The sequence below is a fragment of the Sphingobacterium sp. N143 genome (assembly GCF_030325625.1).
In the GTDB taxonomy this organism is placed as follows: Bacteria; Bacteroidota; Bacteroidia; order Sphingobacteriales; family Sphingobacteriaceae; genus Sphingobacterium.
The window spans coordinates 233,894-252,388 of the sequence record NZ_JACAIS010000009.1; the positions used below are offsets into that span (position 1 = coordinate 233,894).

Below are 18,495 nucleotides of genomic sequence, written 5' to 3' on the forward strand. Positions count from 1 at the left end.
TGTTCATTAGATTAAAGTTTTCCTCTTAGATACTGGTTAACTGCAATGTGAGCTATCTTCTTAACAAACGCCAAAATAGCTTCCGCTTCTTCTAAATCGACCTCCGTACCTTTCTTTTTCAAGATTTGCTTAACTCTTTCGGGGGTTAAATCGTTCGTTTTTTCTTTCTCCATCTTCACTCATTTTGCTTGTTAAACAGAGCGGTTTTATCCGCTACAAGCAAACTTATTGCGTAGATAGGGTGACTATTGGTTTATGTCGTTTGGCTGAATTACTTGGCATAGTCTGCCTGTTTAGAACTATTTTCCAAATGCTTACCCAGTCGCTTTTGTCAACAACCAACCATTGTTTTATTTCTACCTGATTTGTTAAACAGTCCATATGGTTTTTGGGTAAGCTTTTATTTCTTTTCTTTCTATAAGATTCACCTCCAATATTTATTATTAGCTAATTTTCGGTAATAAATTGAATGATACATTATTGCCGTTTCATCCACTAATTACATCCTCATAATATATATACTACCGACCTTACCAAGAGTCTTGTATTGCTAAAAATAAACCCGCAAAGAATTTAGTATAAATTTATACATTTAATAAGTTGAATATAGTATATTTGTGAACTAATATAATTATATGAAATATGATATTTTAAAAAATGTTGTCAATCTGCTTGAGGAATTTGAAGAAGATATTCTTCAAGGAAGAACATACCCTAATGATATCGAAGGTTTTAAAAGATGGATAGTTGCCAATTATAAAGGTGAAGAAAAAAATAATGAACCTAATTGGGATGGAAAAGAAAAGGGACGTAGTGCAGAAAGTGTCATTAATACTTTAATTGTCCATATGAACAGATATGCCAAGAGTTATTCCAAGTCCGCCATATTCGGATCGGATTTTTCAACACAGGAAGATTTTATCTACCTCATTAACCTAAAAGCTTTTGGAGAAATGACCAAAATGGACTTGATAAAAAAGAATGTACATGAAAAACCTGCCGGAATGCAAGTTATCAACCGGTTGATTGCACAAGGTTGGGTAAATCAAACCGATTCTGAGACCGACAAAAGAAGTAAAGTTTTAAAAATAAGCAATAAGGGAATTCAGGTTTTAGAAAAGCAAATGGACAAAATCAGAAAAGCAACTGAAATCGTTACAGGAGATTTAACCAATAACGAAAAAATGGAATTGATCAGGTTGCTCAATAAACTCAATGATTTTCATCAACAGATCTACGATAAAAATATTGAACCAGAATATTTATTGAATGAAGTTTTAAAAGATAAAAGGCGATGAAGAAAAAAATAGCCGTTATCGGTTCCGGTTTTTCGGGATTGTCTGCTACAGCTTATTTGGCAAAAGCGGGAAATGAGGTTCACGTATTTGAAAAACACGAGCAGCCAGGTGGAAGAGCAAGGCAATTTTCTACCCAACAAGGTTACGTATTTGATATGGGACCAAGTTGGTACTGGATGCCTGATATTATTGAAAGTTTTTTTGCTGATTTCGGCTACAAAATCTCTGATTTCTTCGAGTTGATTTCATTAAACCCACAGTTTGAAATGATTTTTTCACAAGAGAAAATCAGTGTACCTGAAAGTTTAGAGGAATTAAAAATCTTGTTCGAACAAATCGAAAAGGGTGCAGGATTACAATTAGAAAAATTTATGCGATCGGCTAAATTCAAATATGAAGTCGGTATGCAGGATTTCGTGAATAAGCCTTGCCATAATTGGTCAGAATTCATTTCTCCTAAAATAACTAAAAGTGCATTGAGATTGGATTTGCTGACGAACTTCAGAACCTATGTTGCTAAATACTTCAAAAGTGAAAAATTAAGAACATTGATGGAGTTTCCTGTGATTTTTCTGGGTGCTTCGCCAAAAAATATTCCTGCATTGTATAGTTTGATGAACTATGGGGGTTATGCCTTAGGAACGCATTATCCTATAGGTGGCTTCTATCAATTGGTATTGGCGATGAAAAAAGTAGCCGAAAACCAAGGTGCAACTTTTTATTTTAACAAAACCGTTGAAAGCATAAATACACAAAATGGTAAGGTAAGATCTTTAACTATCAATGGCGAGACCTATGAATTCGATATTGTAATTGCTTCTTCCGATTATCATCATACAGAAACGCTTTTAAATAAAGACCTCAGAAATTATTCTGAGGTGTACTGGAAAAGCAGAACGTTTGCACCATCAAGTTTGATCTATTATTTAGGCATCAATCAAATTATTCCCAACCTAAAACATCATACACTCTTCTTTGAAAATGACTTAGACGAACACATTGATTGTATCTATGGCGAGAAGAAATGGCCGGAAAAGCCTCTTTTTTATGTTTGTTGCCCATCAAAAACAGATAATGCCGTTGCCCCTAAAGACAAAGAAAACCTGTTTTTGTTGATGCCTTTGGCAATCGGAATAAACGATGAAGAATTAACACGGGAAAAGTATTTAATGGAAATGCTTTCAAGAATTGAAAGACATACGGGCATAGCCGATTTACAGTCAATGATTGAGTACAAAAGAAGCTTCTGTGTCAGCGATTTTATTTCAGATTACAATGCGTACGGTGGCAATGCGTACGGACTGGCAAACACACTTGGTCAAACTGCAGTTTTGAAACCTAAAATAATAAATAAAAGATTGAAAAATTTATTCTACACGGGTCAATTGACCGTTCCCGGCCCCGGAGTTCCTCCGTCCATCCTATCTGGTAAAATTGTAGCAAATGAAATAATCAAACTTAAACAAGAAGGACTATGAAAAAGATCTTTGACGAACTATCGTGCTCGGTAAGCAAGATTACAACCCAAAAGTATAGTACGAGTTTTTCTCTAGGAATTTTAGCGCTGAAACCGTCTATACGTCCCGCTATCTATGCCATATATGGATATGTGAGACTGGCTGATGAAATCGTGGACAGTTTTCACGGGTACGATAAAGAGAAACTATTGAATCGATTAAAAGTAGAAACCGACGATGCATTGCAGGAAGGAATTTCGCTCAACCCTATTCTACAATCGTTCCAGGAAACAGTAAATCAGTATAAAATTGACAAAAGTCTCATTGAGCAGTTTTTACATAGTATGGAAATGGATTTGCAGAAAATAGATTACAATTCAGAACGATACGAAGAATATATTTTTGGTTCAGCCGAAGTAGTCGGGCTGATGTGTCTGCAAGTTTTTACGGATGGGAATATGGAAAAATATAGAGAATTGAAACCATATGCAATGAAACTGGGGTCAGCTTTTCAAAAAGTAAACTTTTTAAGGGATTTGAAAGATGATTATCAGATTTTGGGCAGGACTTATTTCCCGAATATTGATATGTGCATATTTGATAATAGTGTGAAAAGTCAGATTGAAAAGGAAATAGAGGAAGAATTTAAGGAGGCTTTAATCGGGATTAAGAAGCTACCCAATTCCGCAATGTTTGGGGTGTATTTAGCTTACAAGTACTATTTGTCTTTGTTCCAAAAAATAAAAAGAATATCCTCCAAAGAGATATTGAATAACAGGATTCGGGTTCCTAATTCTGAAAAGGCATTTGTGGCGTTCAAAAGTTATGTAAGATATAAAACTGCGTTTTTATGATCAAAATTCCTGGCTTACTAATATCGGCCATATTCTTTCTTATGAGTTTTAATGCAACAGGTTTGGATGTAGTAAGGGCTAACTACAACAAACTGGTATCAGAAAAAGAGTTGTGTGGAAAGATAATTGCGGAATTGACAGAAACAAAGAACAATTCAGCTACACATATGGCTTATTTGGGTGGTTTACAAACTATCTGGGCAAATCACGTCTTTAGTCCGATAAGTAAACTCAATACGTTTAAAGAAGGGAAGAAAAACATCGAGCAGGCAATCAAAAAAGAACCTGAAAATGTGGAATTAAGGTTTATCCGACTTTCGGTTCAAAAAAATGCTCCGTCTTTTTTAGGATATAAATCAAACATAAATGAGGATGCCAAATTTATTAAGGAAAACCGACACCAAATCAGGTCGGAGATTTTGCAGAAAAATATAGGAACGCTTTTAAAGGACTAGACTATGAAACATCGGTTATACAGGGAGCAACAATTGAATTGCGATATCGAAGCAGCGTGGGATTTTTTCTCTTCTCCTAAGAACCTTTCGAAGATCACACCCAAAGATATGGGTTTTACGGTGCTGTCGGATTATAACAGCGAACAGATTGCTGAAGGAATGGTGATCGATTATATCGTTTCGCCGTTGCTGAAAGTTCCGTTGAAGTGGAGAACGAGAATTACTCATGTGGAATCAAATAAAAGCTTTACTGATTTTCAGGAGAAAGGACCTTATAAATACTGGAGCCATTTTCACGAATTTATCCCCAATAAAGACGGAGTGCTGATGAAAGATACGGTAGATTATGAATTGCCTTTCGGCTTTTTGGGGAAGATGGCACATCTACTTTTTGTGAAAAAGAAATTGGCGTACATCTTTGATTTCCGATACCACGTTTTAGAGAAACTTTTTAACCCAATAAAAAACTGATATGGCTTTTTTAATCGTATTGCTCACGTTTACATTGATGGAAGGGGCAACCTGGATTATCCATAAATATGTTATGCACGGTTTTCTTTGGGTTTTGCACAAAGACCATCATGACCACAGCAATGAGGGCGTTCTTGAAAAGAACGACTATTTCTTTGTCATATTTGCTATACCCACGATTGCTTTGATGTATTTCGGTTCGCTTGAAAATTTCAACTATCTGTTTTATATCGGATTGGGCATTATGCTTTACGGAATGGCTTATTTTTTTGTGCACGATATTTTTATCCACCAACGGATCAAATTTCTGTCCCAGACCCAAAGTGCCTATTTTTTGGCACTGCGCAGGGCACACAAACAACATCACAAACATATCGGAAAAGAAAACGGTGAATGTTTCGGGTTTTTATATGTGCCTTTCAAATATTTCAAAATGTATTTTAATTCCGCGAAAAAATGATGGCATATACTTATTCAATGATATTATTTTTTACGGTCATCATTTGCTTTATCGCATCTTTTGACAGCCGGATTCTCTTTAACCGTTATTTTGGATCGTTTATAAAATCTGCGATTTTGGTTGCTATACCATTTATTTCTTGGGATATATGGTTTACCGCAAAAGGTGTTTGGTGGTTCAATACAGATTATACACTGGGAATAGTGATAGCGGGTTTGCCTCTTGAAGAATGGCTTTTCTTTATTTTCATTCCGTTTTCATGCGTGTTTACCTATTTCTGTTTTGATAAGTTTTTCAAGTTAGGATGGCTATCCGCCTTAAATAACCTGATCGTTTTTGTCAGCGTCATTATCTGTTCGGTTATGGCTTTGTTGCATTATGATAAAATCTATACACTTATGACGGCTATCGCCACTATAGCAACTTTAATTTACCTGCATTTCATTGCACAGGTAGATTGGATTGGCAAGGCATCTTTGGTGTTTACTATATTGATGTTAGGTTTTTTTCCTGTAAATGGCGTGCTGACGGGGACTGGTATCGAAACACCTATCGTAAATTACAACCCGGGAGATTTTCTGGGTATACGGATACTAACGATACCAATTGAGGATGCCGTTTATGGATATACGCAGTTTCTTTTGGTGCTTTATTTTTTTAAACGGTTTAAACATATAGATGATGAAAGCAAAAAATAAAATTTTAACAGTGGCCTTTTCCATAGCGTTAATTGCTCTTTTAAATTCCTGTGCCTCGATCCCCAAAAAGGCAAAAGCAGTGGAAAACTTTGATGTCGATGAATATTTAGGCACTTGGTACGAAATTGCCCGTTTTGATTCTCGTTTTGAAAGGGACTTGGACAATGTTTCCGCTCAATACAGCCTTAATGAAAATGGCAATGTCATCGTCTTGAACAGTGGCTATAACCATAATAAGCAAGAATGGAAAAAAGCGGACGGTTTAGCAAGGTTCAGAGGAGATAAAAATGTTGCAAAATTGAAAGTAAGTTTTTTCGGTCCTTTTTATTCTGGTTACAATGTGGTCGCATTGGACGAAAATTACCAGTATGCGCTGGTTGCGGGAAAAAACCTAAAGTATTTATGGATTTTATCGAGAACAAAGAACGTTCCCCAAGAGGTTAAAGCAAACTATTTGGGAATTGCAGAAGGGATTGGTTATGATACCTCTAAACTGATCTGGGTAAAGCACGACAGGAACGATAATCCATTTTTGAATGAAAAGTAGGGTCTCCGTTTTTTGGTTTCGCAGAGATCTGCATTTGGAAGACAATGTGGGTTTGTATCAGGCACTTGCTTCCGAATTACCCGTGTTGCCGGTTTTTATTTTTGATGAGACCATCCTAAATAAATTAGAAGATAAAAAAGACCGAAGGGTTGACTATATCCATCAGGTACTCTCGGCAATAAATAGCCGATTGAAGACATTCAACGCAAGATTGAATACATTTTATGGAAATCCTTTGGATGTTTTTAAAATGCTTTCCGAAAAATATGCTGTTCAAGGCGTTTTCTGCAATCGGGATTATGAACCGCAAGCCATTAAACGGGATACGGAGATTTACCAGTTTTTCAACGAACAGAACATTCCTTTTAAGGCATTCAAAGACCAGGTCATTTTTGATAAAAACGATGTATTGAAAAATGAAGGCACACCCTATACGGTTTATACCCCGTATTCAAAAAAATGGAAAGAGCTATTGACAGAAAAAGATTACAAGTCGTATAATCCTGATTGCACTAATTTTTTCAGACAGCGGTTTGCCGAAATTCATTCGTTGAATGAATTCGGTTTTGAAAAAACAGATATCACTTTTGATCCGCCGAAATTAGATGCAAAAATCATTGACGAATACGACAAATTCAGGGATTATCCTGCAATGCAACGGACAACAGAATTGAGCATCGCTCTTCGATTTGGCACCATTAGTATTCGTAAATGTGTAGCTTTTGCATGGAACCACAATCAAACGTGGCTGAATGAATTGATCTGGCGAGAGTTTTTTATGCAGATCTTATATCATTTCCCTAAAGTGGTTAATCAATCTTTTAAATCGAAATACGATAACATCAAATGGCGAAACAATGAATGGGAATTTGAAAAGTGGTGCGAGGGAAAAACAGGTTATCCGATTGTCGATGCAGGAATGCGACAATTGAACCAAACAGGATCTATGCACAATCGGGTACGGATGATTGCAGCGAGTTTTTTGTGCAAACATTTACTGATAGATTGGCGTTGGGGTGAAGCCTACTTTGCACAAAAGCTGAACGATTACGATTTATCGGCCAACAATGGAAACTGGCAATGGGCATCGGGTTCGGGTTGTGATGCTGCACCGTATTTCAGGGTGTTTAACCCAACTGTTCAAACCGATAAGTTTGATAAGAAGTTGGAATATATCAAAAAATGGATTCCCGGATTTGGAACAGATGCTTACCCCCAACAAATAGTAGAACACAGTTTCGCAAGAGACAGAGCGTTGAAAGTATATGGAGAAGCCGTCAAGGAAAACAATCAATAACGCTTTAATTAAAGTAAAATGGAGAGAAACAATGTAGTGTTGGTCGATGAAAACGATAATGCCATTGCTGAAATGGAAAAATTGATGGCCCACGAGCAAGGGCGTCTCCACCGGGCATTTTCGGTATTTATATTTAATGATAAGGGAGAGCTTCTTTTGCAGCAGCGGGCAAGCCACAAGTACCACGGAGCAGGGTTATGGACGAACACCTGTTGTTCGCATCCGCAATGGGGAGAAACTGTTGCTTTAAGTGCAGAGGAGCGGTTAATCTATGAAATGGGACTGAAATGTGATTTAAGATTGGTCTATTCATTTATATACAATGAGCGGGTTGAAAACAATTTGACAGAGCATGAGCTGGATTATGTTTTTGTTGGTTATTCTGACCAATGTCCTGTTTTAAACAAAGATGAAGTACAGGACTATAAGTGGATGAATGCGGATGAAATTCTATCTGATATAAAAAATAATCCATCACATTATACGGTCTGGTTCAGACAGGCCTTTCCGGAGCTGCTTTCAAAAATCAATTCATGAAAAAGATATTAATCGCCGGAGGTACAGGTTTTGTCGGAAAAGCATTGATAAAGCACCTAGTAAATTGTGGTTATATGGTCAATGTGTTAACACGGAGGAACAAAATCAGCAGCATGGAGAACATTCGGTATTTTGAATGGGATATAAAGAAAGGATTTATTGACGAAAAAGCATTTGAGGGCGTTTCGAAAATCATCAATCTAACAGGCGCAAACATTACCGAAAAGCGTTGGACGGAAAAAAGGAAAGTTGAAATAATCGAAAGCCGGACCAAGGCAATAGATTTACTTTTTACCTATGTTAAAACAAGGAATTTTAGCATAGATATCTTCATTTCATCTTCCGCCATAGGTTATTATGGTGCGATTACTACGGATGAAATATTTACAGAGAAATCCAATAACGGCAGCGAATTTTTGGCTTCGGTTTGCCGGAAATGGGAAAAAACAGCACTGCAATTTGACAGTTTGGGTGTTGCTACCGTGATTTTAAGAAAAGGCGTTGTCCTTGGGAGAGATGGTGGTATGTATCAAAAATTAGCACCTTTGGCGAAGTTGGGCATCAATACATCTTTAGGAAATGGCAGGCAATACTTACCCTGGATTGACATCCGGGATTTAGTCCGGTTGTATGAATTCATCTTGAAGACAGATGAACTCAGCGGGGTTTTTAATGCTGTTTCTTCCGAGCACATTATGATGAATGATTTTTCTAAAGCCCTGCTAAGGTCATTCGGAAAAACGAGTTTTTTGCCCAATGTACCAGCATTTCTGGTAAGGTTATTTTTGGGGGAAATGTCCGTGATGTTGTTAAAGGGTTCTAGGGTCAGCAATTACAAAATAAAACAAACCGGCTTTAAATTTGAGTATAGCTCGATTGAGAAGACATTTTTTATGTAGTAATAAAGCTGGTTGAAGACTTTAGTATAGCTTTCTTTATTGACATTTTTTACAATTTCCGTTTTTCCGTGTTTAAGATAATTTTCGGTTTAGCGGAGCTAACTTTATTTTTATCTAGATCATACTTATAAGAGGTGTCTTTCAATTGGTTCAATCGCCTTAAATCTTCCAATAAAGAGTTCGAGTTTTGTACCAGTGGGTTCACTTTCTAAAAAAGCCGTTTTACGTAAGTAGAATGGCTTTTTGTCTTTATGCTGATTTCCAGGATCAGGGTCTCCGTCGTGATCCCTAGTGACCGGCTTCGTAAAAACTACTTTCGTGTTACTTAATCCAGAAGATTTATTCCGTAAATTTGTATCGGAGACAACAAGCTTATGGAAAACAAGAAGATTTCAATATTATATGTTGACGATGAGGAGAATAATCTGCTTTCCTTTAAGGCGACATTCCGGTTAAAATATAACGTGTTTACCGCCATCAGTGGAGCTGAAGCGATCGAACTTGTCAAAAGCAACCCCATCGATATTATTATCACTGATCAGCGGATGCCTGAAATGACCGGCGTGGAGTTTCTGGAGGAAATCATAAAAATTGATGCTGCGCCAATGCGCATACTTTTAACAGGGTATGCTGATATGGGCGCTGTCGTCGACGCGGTCAATAAAGGAAAGATATTTCATTACCTCAATAAGCCCTGGAGCGAGCAGGAGCTCGATCAAACGATTCAACGGGCCTACGAGGTGTATACTGAACGGCAAAAAATAATTGAAATAAATGCACAGCTCGAAATGTCCAATGATCAATTGGAGTTTATGCTACGTCAAAAATTGTTATCCTAAGAACTGCATTTTTAGGATAGCAGATCTTATTTGCTGGGTATCCTAACCATAAATGTGGTGCCTGTATTGGCGGGTGACTGCACCTCAATTGTACCTTGTAGCTTGATTAGCGCATTTTGTACATTGTATAAACCAAACCCCATTCCTTTGGCCTGATCACTGCCTCTGAAAAATAGTTTGAAAATATCACTGATATGTTCGGGAGAAATGCCGATCCCATTATCGCTGACGATGATAGTCGCCTGCTGGTCTGATACATTAACCGATAATTTAACAAATGGATCAGGATGTCCTTTTTGCTGGTATTTGAACGCATTGGATAGTAAGTTGTGCAAGATTAATTCCAGTATGGCTCTATCACAATGAAACGGCTCTTTCTGTTCCACATGGATGTCAAATGTTACCTCCTTATTTTGTGTGTACATATTATAGAACTGCCTGACATTCCCAAAAAGTTCATCAAAATTAATTTCCGACAGCATGAGTTCACCTCTTCGCAAGAGGTAATAGTCCCTTAGGCTATCGATGTAGGCATCAAGGCTGACCAGGGAACTATCCATCAGGGTAAGCAGTTCATGGATCCGGTCTATATTGTCAAATTCTAATCCGAGTTTTACAGCAGAGAGAATGCCTGTCAGTGGATCCCGTAAATCATGACTCACACTATAAGCAAACTTATCCAGCTCGTCATAGGCTTTCTGCAATTCTTGGTTCCTGGTCTCCAATAACGAGTTGGCGACATAAAATTTGTTGGCCTCTTCGATTGCTGAGATAATTTCCTCATCCATCCAGGGTTTACGGACAAAGCGAAATATATGGCCCTTATTGATCGCATCGATAACTGTATTCATGTCCGCATAGGCGGTCAATAAAATGCGTATTGGCTTCGGGTAATCCTTTTTGATGCGGTAGAGAAAATCTATTCCCAGCTCTCCCGGCATGCGCTGATCACAAAAGATCACACGGATACCCGGATTGGAAAGAAGTATTTTTTCGGCTTCGGTGGTGTTCGATGCGGTATGAATAACATAATCGTATCTAAAATTTGCTTTAAAACCAACCAAGTTATTTGCTTCATCATCAATATATAATATTTCAAGCTCTTTCTGCATATTTTTATAATCTGGTTTACCTTCCCCAAAATGAACGAAATTAATGATAATTTATCGAACTATTCGGGGGTATTTTGTTGCCAATCCTTTTGTTGTATGGGAATATGCAACCTAAAAGTTGTACCCTTCCCGACTTCTGATTCTACAATAATATTACCATGATGTTTCGCAATGGTATTATAGGCAATCGACATGCCCAGTCCTGTTCCTTCGCCGACGTCTTTGGTCGTGAAAAAAGGTTCAAAAATTCGATCCCGAATGTTTTCCGGGATGCCAATACCATTATCGGATATGTTAACAAAAATGGCGGATTGATCCTTTGTAACTCCTGTTGTCATACTTAATTTTCCGCCACCCTTATCAGCGAATTTTTTATTTATGGCATACACCGCATTCGTGATAATATTCATAAATACCTGATTCAGCTTTCCTGCGTAGCATTCTATCCTTGGCAGATTACCATAGTTCTTTTCTACTTCGATCGTGTTGTTGATCAAGCTGTTAAGGATCAACAAGGTAGAGGCCAGACCTTCATTGATATCGGCAAATTTTAAGGTGTCTTCGTCGACACGGGAAAAGATACGTAAACTTTTTACAATTTCCGCTGTGCGATGAGCACCGTCGCTCATCCCTTGCAATAAAAAATCTACTTCGGTCCTCAGATAATCAATATCTAGATCATCTTTAAATTTTTTGATCTGGGCTTGTTTTTCACTATCGGAAATCCCCGGAGTAAATGCAATCCGTTCGACCTCATCCAATACTGTCCAGATCATCTTGATATCGCGTTTCAGGGGATTAATATTAGCTGTAACAAAGTTTATCGGGTTATTGATCTCGTGGGCGACTCCTGCGGTCAGCTGCCCCAGGGAAGCCATTTTTTCCGCTTCAACAAGTTGGGACTGGGCTTCTTTCAGATGTTCTAGCGTCATCTGCAGCGACGAATTGGATTCCGTTAGTTCACGTGTCCGTTCCCCTACTTTTTGTTCTAATAACGTATTCTGCTCATGGATAAGTCTCGCATTTTCCTGAGAGATAGTCAATTCTCGCTGATGGGCTGCTTCTTTTTCCTGTTTCAGTATATTGATGCTGTAAGCCAGACCAAACGAAAGCAAAGCCATTTCGATTACGGAGGCAATCTGTACCGCATTGCTTGTAAAGTTGTTATAATCTAATATGCCATAATCCTTTAATAAAAATACAACAGATCCCAGGAGCAGAACTGTCCAGCCATAGACAAAATATTTTGCGGGTTTATAGCCCCTTATCATGATACGGTAAGACAGATAGAGGACCAACAGTGAGCCGGCCCCGGTAGTCAATTGCATCATAAAAAATGCGGGTTGGGTCAAACCAGCTAATGCCAGAATGGTACCCAAGGTAAATAAAATGATAAAAATGGCGATTATACGTCTTGATCGAGGTGCATTCTTCGATAACTGAAGAAATGAATCAGCGAAGAGCAGGGCACTAAGCCCAGACAGACAACCGAAAATAATCGGACCTTTGGTAGCAAAATACGGCCAGGCTGGCCATAAATATTGAAAACTATACCCTTTGATCCCCATTTGAGTGACCCCTGCACACACAACATAGAGTACATAATAAAGATAGCCCCTATCTCGAACAGAAAAGAACAGGAAGAGGTTATATATAGCCATAATAAATACGATACCGATATAAATACCATTCAGCATACTCTCGCTGTTCAGCTGGGCCATAAACTTGCGCTCGCTGCTTAGGTAGATGGGTAATATTATTTGCTCGGTGCTTTTAATACGGAGAAAAAAGATCCTTTCCGATTGTCGGGGCAGATGAATGTCAAAAACATAATTGGGAACGTTATATGCTCTTATCGAAAAATTCTGATGTTCGCCCAGTTTGATGGATTGATACGAGCCATTCTCAGCAGGACTATATAATTCAATCTCATCAAGCAATGGATAGGCGATCTCTAAAATAAAATCTAAATCTTGTTGGCTATTATTTTTAATCGGGAGCCTTAACCAGATGGCGTTTGCTGATGTTCCAAGATTAGGAACGTCACTGTTCAGTGATTGAAAGGCCGATGAAGAAGAAACGATTGAAAAATCTGAGCTTTCAGGGCCGGTATAGCGTGCTAACATATGGCCTACCAATAGCCGTTGTCCAGCATGATCAACAGTGATCTGTGCCTGTGACGACAGGTAGGCAAGGCTAAAAAGACAGATCAGGAAAAACCAGCGTTTCATCTTGAGGTACTATTTTTTTGCTTGTGCGATTACTAAATTCATGGACACTAAAAAACAGCCCGATTCATCCAATTGATTCAGTGCCAGTTGAAAATTGTCATATTCCGCTTGACTTAATTTCCCCTTTTCGAACATTTCCAAGAGTATTTTGTCCAAAAATAGATACCGGCTAGCTTCTTCCCTGGAGCGTGTAACCATATTGAATGTTTGCAGCTGAACCTCTTGAAATCCATTGGCAAGTAGATCAGTGGTCAGCTTGTTACCTGCCCAACCGTTGTTGACTTTTTCTGCTGTCAGGTAATGACATATCTTGGCTTCTATAGCTACATGTTGTGTATAAAAAGTCAGGCTATTCCAGATGGTTTCCACGATGACCAACGGCTGCCCTTTGCGCAGTACACGATAGACCTCCCGAAACATGTCCTGCGGAGCCGTCAGATGTTGAACAAGACGTTCCATCCGTACGCCCGAAACGCTCTCATCCTTGAAATCGAGCTGGTATACCTCGCCCCGGATAAAACTGACATTGCTGATACCCTTACTGGCTGACTTAGCATGATCGATCAACGTAGCGTCGTGGTCCACGCCAACGACCTGTACAGCACTCCCTAACCGATTTGCAAGGTTAACAGCGTCTATCCCGGTACCGCATCCCAGATCCGCAACAACTCCTTCTATGATTGTTTCGAAAGGGCTATAGGAATGCATTTTAAGTTGCTTAAGAAAGTCTCCGGTATCCTGTAAATAACCGGCTCCATAGTGTTTAGTATCCATTACAATATATTTAGGTTACGATGATCTATTTTGGGGTCTGCTGATGTGTGTCGCAAATTTTTTATGACTTCATCAAGATCCCAATGGTCCAGGTGGGGAATATCGATTTGATAGTGAATTTCAATTTCTTTATTTCGCAGGGTTTCAATCCGGACGATATTGGAGTTGTCTCGGAGTGAGAATATTGCCGCCCTGTTTTCATGATCTGCCTCGGTTAATGTATCCAGATTTCTCATAATCATAACTGTTGCCAATAAATCCAACTTGGGATAGTAGAAAGTCCCGTTGTTACCGACGCTGGTATCTATTCGGTATCCGACACTCTCAGCCAGTTTTACGGTATATGGGGCGCATAAGGCAAATAACGATTTGATTCCGATCTGGGTACTGATCGCTGCTCCAGCTCTTGTGAGGAAGATACTGCCAATGCCATAGCCGGCGATCTCCCGGGAGTTCCATAGGCCACAGCCCTCTCCGGTACCATGAAGGGCGTAGTCGTATACTAAATCGTAGATACGTGCATCCATAGCGCCTGTAGCCTGTTCTATCGGTAGTGGCTCACTCCCTCCAGCGGCATGTATCCGGACTCCGCCATATACTTTCTCGCCATCAAGTGACTCCACAATAAGTACGAAAGATGCAGGATTATACATCCAGTCATTTCTGGAAGAGGTAACTTTCTTGACACCTATTGCTGTCAAGACGTGGGCATGCCCCTCTATAAAACGTTCACAGGTCTTCGGATCGTCGATAGCCCGAAATGCTCTTAATCTAACTACCGGACGTCCTTCGTTGAATAATAATGCCACCGAAATGCTCTAATTTATCGTTGAGACACAAAACTAATCAATAAAAAGCAAAGCTGTTTATCGGTCTGCCAAATAAACAGCTTTATGATTTGCCCTTTACAAAAGACCGTATTTCAGCAGAGCTAGGCAGAAGTAGGCTTAAATTTGTCTATCAGTGCTATATCAACGGCTTTATGAAACGGTTTTTATCGACCTGTCTTGTCTAAGACAGTCAAGCAAGAAGAACCCCTGAATACCAGTATTTTTTTTGAAAGGGGAATCGCTATCTTCAACCCTATGAAAAGACTGTTATTTTTACCCCTGTGTATGTTAGTCGGTGGGACTATTTCTATTGGAATGTCAGGCTGTGCTGAAGGAGCGAAAAAGAGGGGTGTCCAAAAGGAAGATTCGATACAAAATAACCTAACGGCGAGCAAAGATACCGCGGAAAAATTCCCTCCATTACCGATCAACTACGATCAGACAAAGGTCCTGAAAAATCTGTACGTAACCGACCGGGCTGGTGTCGTTCTGCGCCAGGGGGCGGATGAAAGTGCTCCAGCACTTGGAAAATATCCCTATGGAACAAAACTGGATATCATCGCTGAGGAGGGTGAATGGATTGCGGTGATGGATCGTATCCAGCGGGATTATAAAGGTGCTGATGGCGAAACCAATGATGTAACACAATGGGAAAAAGTATATGTCGAGAAATCTAAGATAGGCAGCCACGATAAAATTACAATTTCACCCAAAGATTTAAATCTCATCGTCTCGCAACACGTTAAAGGGCAAGAACGTTATTATGAACGGGGGCATCAATTGGATGAATATCTGCACTTGGAGCTGATTAGTGAACAAGATTTTATACAGGCAAGGAAAACCGCCGAAGATTGTTTGATCAGAGATACACTATCTTACCCAAAACATGATCATGTTTTAGAGCTTCCCCTAGTAAATGGCAAGAAACTTATATTTAAAGATAAAAAGACCGACAGCGATGATGAGGCTGAATTTAACTATATAGGGCATTGCGACGCGCTGAATGCTTTTGCCATTGCGGGAAATTATTGGGAGAGCGGCGATGTCAGGTTGTTCGATCGGCACGACGGACAGCTTATTGTAGCATGCAAAGATTATCCTTACCTCTCCCCAGATAAAAATTATTTGATGACGTTGCATGCCGACCCTTATGAATCTACTGGAGATCTAACAATCTTCCACGTGAAACAAGACAAAATAAGTCAGATGATTTTTTTAAGTTTCCGGCAATGGATGCCCTCAGTAGATACTCATTTGATCTTTTGGGGCAAAGACGGGCATATATATGCTGCAGTAAATCATAAGGATGCCTATTGGGATGAAAATGGCAGCCTAAAAGAAAAGCACCAGTACATCAGAATCACAATACTCAAGTCATTGGTTAAGACGGTTTAATCGGGAGCTGTTGAAATTAATATTTCCTGTGACTGGCCTCTAAAAGGATACGGGCTTTTTGTTTAATCTTGGAAAAGTAAAACTATTCTGAAGGACATCTGTTGTATTCCATAAAAATAGATTATAGTTTGTAATTTAGCTGAATGAAACTTAAAACACTCTCGTTATTTGTCGTTCTATTCTCCTTGTCTTTTTTGTCGATGGCACAGGATAAATCTTGGAAAGAGCATAATAAATGGATCTGGGGACCGTCTGTGGGTTATCAGTATCAGAGCGGTAATTTTCTGAAAGTTTCAGGTTGGGGATTGTTTGCACCCAATGATTTTCAGTATATGAAAATTGATGCCGGAGCAAATTTTAGTTGGATGGACAATAAAACTACCGTAATTCCTGAAGTTGGATTTACCTATTATTTGAACGATTTTGTATTATTTCCTTTTGTAAAAGCCGAACTAACCCCATATACCATCACACCCAAGGTTGGTGCAAGTTTATTTTCCATCGTGGATCTGGGTATAGGCTATGGCTTTGATTATAATACAAAGAAGAACTTTAAACCGATTGATGGATTTACGGTATCTGTCGGGGTGAATATACCCTTGAATTTTCATCTTTATTAAATGATGGGTTATGCAAAATAGAAATATACATTGGATCGGCTGTATGTTTTTTTTGCTTTTTTTTAGTAAAAAAGTGACAGCACAAGACCATTTGATTGGCCCGACCCTTAGTTATCAGTTCCAAAAAGGAAGTATCATCAAAGCAGGTGGCTATTTTGCATTTCCATTTGTGGGTGATAACATTTTGCGGGCAGATGCAACGGCCAATTTTACATGGACGCAAAAGAAATTTGCCCTCATTCCTGAAGCAGCATTGACATATTACCCTCAAACCTATGTGCTGACGCCATTTGTTCGGGCTGAAGTTACACCGTATACTTTCACACCAAAAGCCGGAATCAGCTTTGCGACATTGTTAGATCTTGATTTTGGTTATGGATTTTCCATCAATGAAAAAAAAGACTATAATCCGATTAAGGGCTTCGCAGTGTCCCTTCGATTCAGTATCCCATTAAATTACCGGCTCAATATGTAGTTACTTCTGCTCTTATAAATAAAAGCGTATTTTTCCGAAGACCTTTGCCTGATCACCTTTGTTCATCATAGAAAGGTAAAAAGTGGATGGAATGTCAAAATATCACGACGACTTGAAGTATGCCAATTTTATGCTGTAAATTGATGTTGAAGAACAAGTTTAATGTAGTAATACGGCTTATAATAAGTGAGAGAAAATGCGAATAACCATTTTAGATGACTATCAAGATGCTGTCCGACAGTTGGATTGTTTCAAGATACTTGATGGACATGATGTTGAGATATTGAAACAATCCTATACAGACCCCCAGGAGCTTGCTGAAAAACTTAAAAATACCGAAGTATTAGTGCTGATCAGAGAGCGTACAAAAATTTCAGCAAGCCTGCTCGCCCAATTACCCAAACTCAAATTGATCAGTCAGACGGGTAAAGTATCCAATCATATAGATTTAGCAACATGTACTGCGCATAAGGTTGCTGTTGCAGAAAGTGTGGGCTCTCCTATTGCGCCCGCAGAACTGACTTGGCTTTTGATCATGAATGGTTTAAGAAAACTTCCTGAGGCAGTTACAGCAATGAAAGAAGGGTGTTGGCAGACCAATATTGGCGGGTCGGTTGCGGGAAAAACAATTGGGATATGGGGGTATGGAAAAATAGGAAAGCGAATCGCACATTATGCAAGAGCCTTTGATGCACAAGTTGTCGTATGGGGAAGTGAAAACTCAAGACAAGAAGCTGTTAAAGATGGTTTTATCGCTGCCTCCAACAAATCTGATTTTTTCCATTTTGCAGATGTGGCTACCTTACATCTCAGGCTGGTACCAGAGACGCGTGGTATTGTCAAACTTGAGGATCTCAGGTCGATGAAGACTACAGCCCTTTTGGTCAATACTTCCCGTGCAGAACTGATTGAGGAAAATGCCTTACTGACAGCCCTGGAAACTGGAGTGCCTGGAATGGCCGCCGTCGATGTCTATGAATCCGAACCAGTCTACGATCCGAACTATCCACTGTTGCAGATGCAAAATGTACTTTGTACGCCACACCTTGGTTATGTCGAAGAAAATGGTTACGAACAGCTTTTTAAACTGGCCTTTGAAAATATTGCCGCTTTTTCGGATGGACATCCACAGCATATTGCCAATCCAGAAGCGCTTAGCCGCTGATCCAGATGCAGGGCCGGCTTAAAAGAGATACCCGTTCAATGCAGCTGATTGATACACTGAACAACAGCAGATGCTTATTAA

At 39.1% G+C, this 18,495-nt stretch carries 21 protein-coding genes; 16 read left to right on the forward strand and 5 right to left on the reverse strand.

What is annotated here, in order from left to right:
• Positions 1 to 11: 11 nt before the first annotated feature.
• Positions 12 to 173 (reverse strand): hypothetical protein, encoded by a 162-nt coding sequence (locus HX021_RS17605; RefSeq protein WP_286591860.1) that lies wholly within the window; start codon positions 171 to 173, stop codon positions 12 to 14.
• Between the two features lie 462 nt (positions 174 to 635).
• Here HX021_RS17605 and HX021_RS17610 point away from each other — a divergent pair, with 462 nt between their 5' ends.
• The 12 genes from HX021_RS17610 to HX021_RS17665 all read left to right on the forward strand — a co-directional run bounded on the left by HX021_RS17610 (position 636) and on the right by HX021_RS17665 (position 9,812).
• On the forward strand, positions 636 to 1,298 hold the full coding sequence (locus HX021_RS17610; protein ID WP_286591861.1) for a MarR family winged helix-turn-helix transcriptional regulator: 663 nt from the start codon (positions 636 to 638) through the stop codon (positions 1,296 to 1,298).
• Positions 1,295 to 2,776, forward strand: coding sequence for a bifunctional phytoene desaturase/3,4-desaturase (gene crtID, locus HX021_RS17615; RefSeq protein ID WP_091099027.1), 1,482 nt, complete (start codon positions 1,295 to 1,297; stop codon positions 2,774 to 2,776). The genes HX021_RS17610 and crtID overlap by 4 nt, the downstream gene beginning before the upstream one ends.
• On the forward strand, positions 2,773 to 3,609 hold the full coding sequence (locus HX021_RS17620; protein WP_286591862.1) for a phytoene/squalene synthase family protein: 837 nt from the start codon (positions 2,773 to 2,775) through the stop codon (positions 3,607 to 3,609). Before crtID ends, HX021_RS17620 begins: the two co-directional genes overlap by 4 nt.
• Positions 3,606 to 4,064: a hypothetical protein gene (locus HX021_RS17625; protein ID WP_286591863.1), complete on the forward strand. Its 459-nt coding sequence runs from the start codon at positions 3,606 to 3,608 to the stop codon at positions 4,062 to 4,064. Before HX021_RS17620 ends, HX021_RS17625 begins: the two co-directional genes overlap by 4 nt.
• Before the next feature lie 3 nt (positions 4,065 to 4,067).
• Entirely contained in the window at positions 4,068 to 4,535 is a 468-nt protein-coding gene (locus HX021_RS17630) for an SRPBCC family protein (RefSeq protein WP_286591864.1), read from the forward strand.
• A gap of 1 nt (position 4,536) precedes the next feature.
• Positions 4,537 to 4,995 carry a sterol desaturase family protein gene (locus HX021_RS17635; protein ID WP_165319616.1) on the forward strand — a complete coding sequence of 153 codons (459 nt, stop codon included), beginning with the start codon at positions 4,537 to 4,539 and terminating at the stop codon, positions 4,993 to 4,995.
• 17 nt (positions 4,996 to 5,012) lie between these two features.
• Positions 5,013 to 5,693, forward strand: a complete 681-nt coding sequence (locus tag HX021_RS17640; protein WP_286591865.1) for a lycopene cyclase domain-containing protein — start codon at positions 5,013 to 5,015, stop codon at positions 5,691 to 5,693.
• A complete protein-coding gene (locus HX021_RS17645) occupies positions 5,674 to 6,240 on the forward strand; it encodes a lipocalin family protein (protein ID WP_240903160.1) in 567 nt (188 codons plus the stop codon). The genes HX021_RS17640 and HX021_RS17645 overlap by 20 nt, the downstream gene beginning before the upstream one ends.
• The gene (locus HX021_RS17650) at positions 6,230 to 7,537 is read left to right on the forward strand and encodes a cryptochrome/photolyase family protein (RefSeq protein ID WP_286591866.1); all 1,308 of its coding nucleotides are present in this window, start codon (positions 6,230 to 6,232) and stop codon (positions 7,535 to 7,537) included. Before HX021_RS17645 ends, HX021_RS17650 begins: the two co-directional genes overlap by 11 nt.
• Positions 7,538 to 7,555: 18 nt before the next feature.
• Positions 7,556 to 8,074, forward strand: a complete 519-nt coding sequence (gene idi / locus HX021_RS17655) for an isopentenyl-diphosphate Delta-isomerase (RefSeq protein ID WP_165319619.1) — start codon at positions 7,556 to 7,558, stop codon at positions 8,072 to 8,074.
• Positions 8,071 to 8,973: a TIGR01777 family oxidoreductase gene (locus HX021_RS17660; protein WP_286591867.1), complete on the forward strand. Its 903-nt coding sequence runs from the start codon at positions 8,071 to 8,073 to the stop codon at positions 8,971 to 8,973. Before idi ends, HX021_RS17660 begins: the two co-directional genes overlap by 4 nt.
• A 374-nt stretch (positions 8,974 to 9,347) precedes the next feature.
• On the forward strand, positions 9,348 to 9,812 hold the full coding sequence (locus HX021_RS17665) for a response regulator (RefSeq protein WP_286591868.1): 465 nt from the start codon (positions 9,348 to 9,350) through the stop codon (positions 9,810 to 9,812).
• A 26-nt stretch (positions 9,813 to 9,838) separates the two neighbouring features.
• On the opposite strand, the gene HX021_RS17670 is transcribed toward HX021_RS17665, so the two are convergent.
• From HX021_RS17670 to HX021_RS17685, 4 genes are read right to left on the reverse strand one after another with little or no spacing between them, the layout of a single operon-like run.
• A complete protein-coding gene (locus HX021_RS17670; RefSeq protein WP_286591869.1) occupies positions 9,839 to 10,924 on the reverse strand; it encodes a hybrid sensor histidine kinase/response regulator in 1,086 nt (361 codons plus the stop codon).
• Between the two features lie 59 nt (positions 10,925 to 10,983).
• Positions 10,984 to 13,155: a sensor histidine kinase gene (locus HX021_RS17675; protein ID WP_286591870.1), complete on the reverse strand. Its 2,172-nt coding sequence runs from the start codon at positions 13,153 to 13,155 to the stop codon at positions 10,984 to 10,986.
• A gap of 9 nt (positions 13,156 to 13,164) precedes the next feature.
• A complete protein-coding gene (locus HX021_RS17680; protein ID WP_286591871.1) occupies positions 13,165 to 13,929 on the reverse strand; it encodes a methyltransferase domain-containing protein in 765 nt (254 codons plus the stop codon).
• Positions 13,929 to 14,738, reverse strand: coding sequence for a hypothetical protein (locus tag HX021_RS17685; RefSeq protein WP_286591872.1), 810 nt, complete (start codon positions 14,736 to 14,738; stop codon positions 13,929 to 13,931). The genes HX021_RS17680 and HX021_RS17685 overlap by 1 nt, the downstream gene beginning before the upstream one ends.
• Before the next feature lie 276 nt (positions 14,739 to 15,014).
• Here HX021_RS17685 and HX021_RS17690 point away from each other — a divergent pair, with 276 nt between their 5' ends.
• The 4 genes from HX021_RS17690 (at position 15,015) to HX021_RS17705 (ending at position 18,414) form a co-directional block, all read left to right on the forward strand.
• Entirely contained in the window at positions 15,015 to 16,154 is a 1,140-nt protein-coding gene (locus tag HX021_RS17690; protein ID WP_286591873.1) for an SH3 domain-containing protein, read from the forward strand.
• A 143-nt stretch (positions 16,155 to 16,297) separates the two neighbouring features.
• Positions 16,298 to 16,774, forward strand: coding sequence for a hypothetical protein (locus HX021_RS17695; RefSeq protein WP_286591874.1), 477 nt, complete (start codon positions 16,298 to 16,300; stop codon positions 16,772 to 16,774).
• Positions 16,775 to 16,784: 10 nt separating this feature from the next.
• Positions 16,785 to 17,249 (forward strand): hypothetical protein, encoded by a 465-nt coding sequence (locus tag HX021_RS17700; protein WP_286591875.1) that lies wholly within the window; start codon positions 16,785 to 16,787, stop codon positions 17,247 to 17,249.
• 196 nt (positions 17,250 to 17,445) lie between these two features.
• Positions 17,446 to 18,414, forward strand: coding sequence for a D-2-hydroxyacid dehydrogenase family protein (locus tag HX021_RS17705; RefSeq protein WP_286591876.1), 969 nt, complete (start codon positions 17,446 to 17,448; stop codon positions 18,412 to 18,414).
• Positions 18,415 to 18,495 lie beyond the last annotated feature (81 nt).

Excerpts from the sequence above, each read along its gene's own strand:
- HX021_RS17700 (WP_286591875.1), top strand. The coding sequence starts at position 16,785 with ATGCAAAATAGAAATATACATTGGATCGGCTGTATGTTTTTTTTGCTT.
- HX021_RS17630 (WP_286591864.1), top strand. The coding sequence starts at position 4,068 with ATGAAACATCGGTTATACAGGGAGCAACAATTGAATTGCGATATCGAA.
- idi (WP_165319619.1), top strand. The coding sequence starts at position 7,556 with ATGGAGAGAAACAATGTAGTGTTGGTCGATGAAAACGATAATGCCATT.
- crtID (WP_091099027.1), top strand. The coding sequence starts at position 1,295 with ATGAAGAAAAAAATAGCCGTTATCGGTTCCGGTTTTTCGGGATTGTCT.
- HX021_RS17625 (WP_286591863.1), top strand. The coding sequence starts at position 3,606 with ATGATCAAAATTCCTGGCTTACTAATATCGGCCATATTCTTTCTTATG.
- HX021_RS17665 (WP_286591868.1), top strand. The coding sequence starts at position 9,348 with ATGGAAAACAAGAAGATTTCAATATTATATGTTGACGATGAGGAGAAT.
- HX021_RS17610 (WP_286591861.1), top strand. The coding sequence starts at position 636 with ATGAAATATGATATTTTAAAAAATGTTGTCAATCTGCTTGAGGAATTT.
- HX021_RS17645 (WP_240903160.1), top strand. The coding sequence starts at position 5,674 with ATGATGAAAGCAAAAAATAAAATTTTAACAGTGGCCTTTTCCATAGCG.
- HX021_RS17640 (WP_286591865.1), top strand. The coding sequence starts at position 5,013 with ATGATATTATTTTTTACGGTCATCATTTGCTTTATCGCATCTTTTGAC.
- HX021_RS17670 (WP_286591869.1), bottom strand. The coding sequence starts at position 10,924 with ATGCAGAAAGAGCTTGAAATATTATATATTGATGATGAAGCAAATAAC.
- HX021_RS17690 (WP_286591873.1), top strand. The coding sequence starts at position 15,015 with ATGAAAAGACTGTTATTTTTACCCCTGTGTATGTTAGTCGGTGGGACT.
- HX021_RS17605 (WP_286591860.1), bottom strand. The coding sequence starts at position 173 with ATGGAGAAAGAAAAAACGAACGATTTAACCCCCGAAAGAGTTAAGCAA.
- HX021_RS17650 (WP_286591866.1), top strand. The coding sequence starts at position 6,230 with ATGAAAAGTAGGGTCTCCGTTTTTTGGTTTCGCAGAGATCTGCATTTG.
- HX021_RS17695 (WP_286591874.1), top strand. The coding sequence starts at position 16,298 with ATGAAACTTAAAACACTCTCGTTATTTGTCGTTCTATTCTCCTTGTCT.
- HX021_RS17680 (WP_286591871.1), bottom strand. The coding sequence starts at position 13,929 with ATGGATACTAAACACTATGGAGCCGGTTATTTACAGGATACCGGAGAC.
- HX021_RS17660 (WP_286591867.1), top strand. The coding sequence starts at position 8,071 with ATGAAAAAGATATTAATCGCCGGAGGTACAGGTTTTGTCGGAAAAGCA.
- HX021_RS17675 (WP_286591870.1), bottom strand. The coding sequence starts at position 13,155 with ATGAAACGCTGGTTTTTCCTGATCTGTCTTTTTAGCCTTGCCTACCTG.
- HX021_RS17620 (WP_286591862.1), top strand. The coding sequence starts at position 2,773 with ATGAAAAAGATCTTTGACGAACTATCGTGCTCGGTAAGCAAGATTACA.
- HX021_RS17635 (WP_165319616.1), top strand. The coding sequence starts at position 4,537 with ATGGCTTTTTTAATCGTATTGCTCACGTTTACATTGATGGAAGGGGCA.
- HX021_RS17705 (WP_286591876.1), top strand. The coding sequence starts at position 17,446 with ATGCGAATAACCATTTTAGATGACTATCAAGATGCTGTCCGACAGTTG.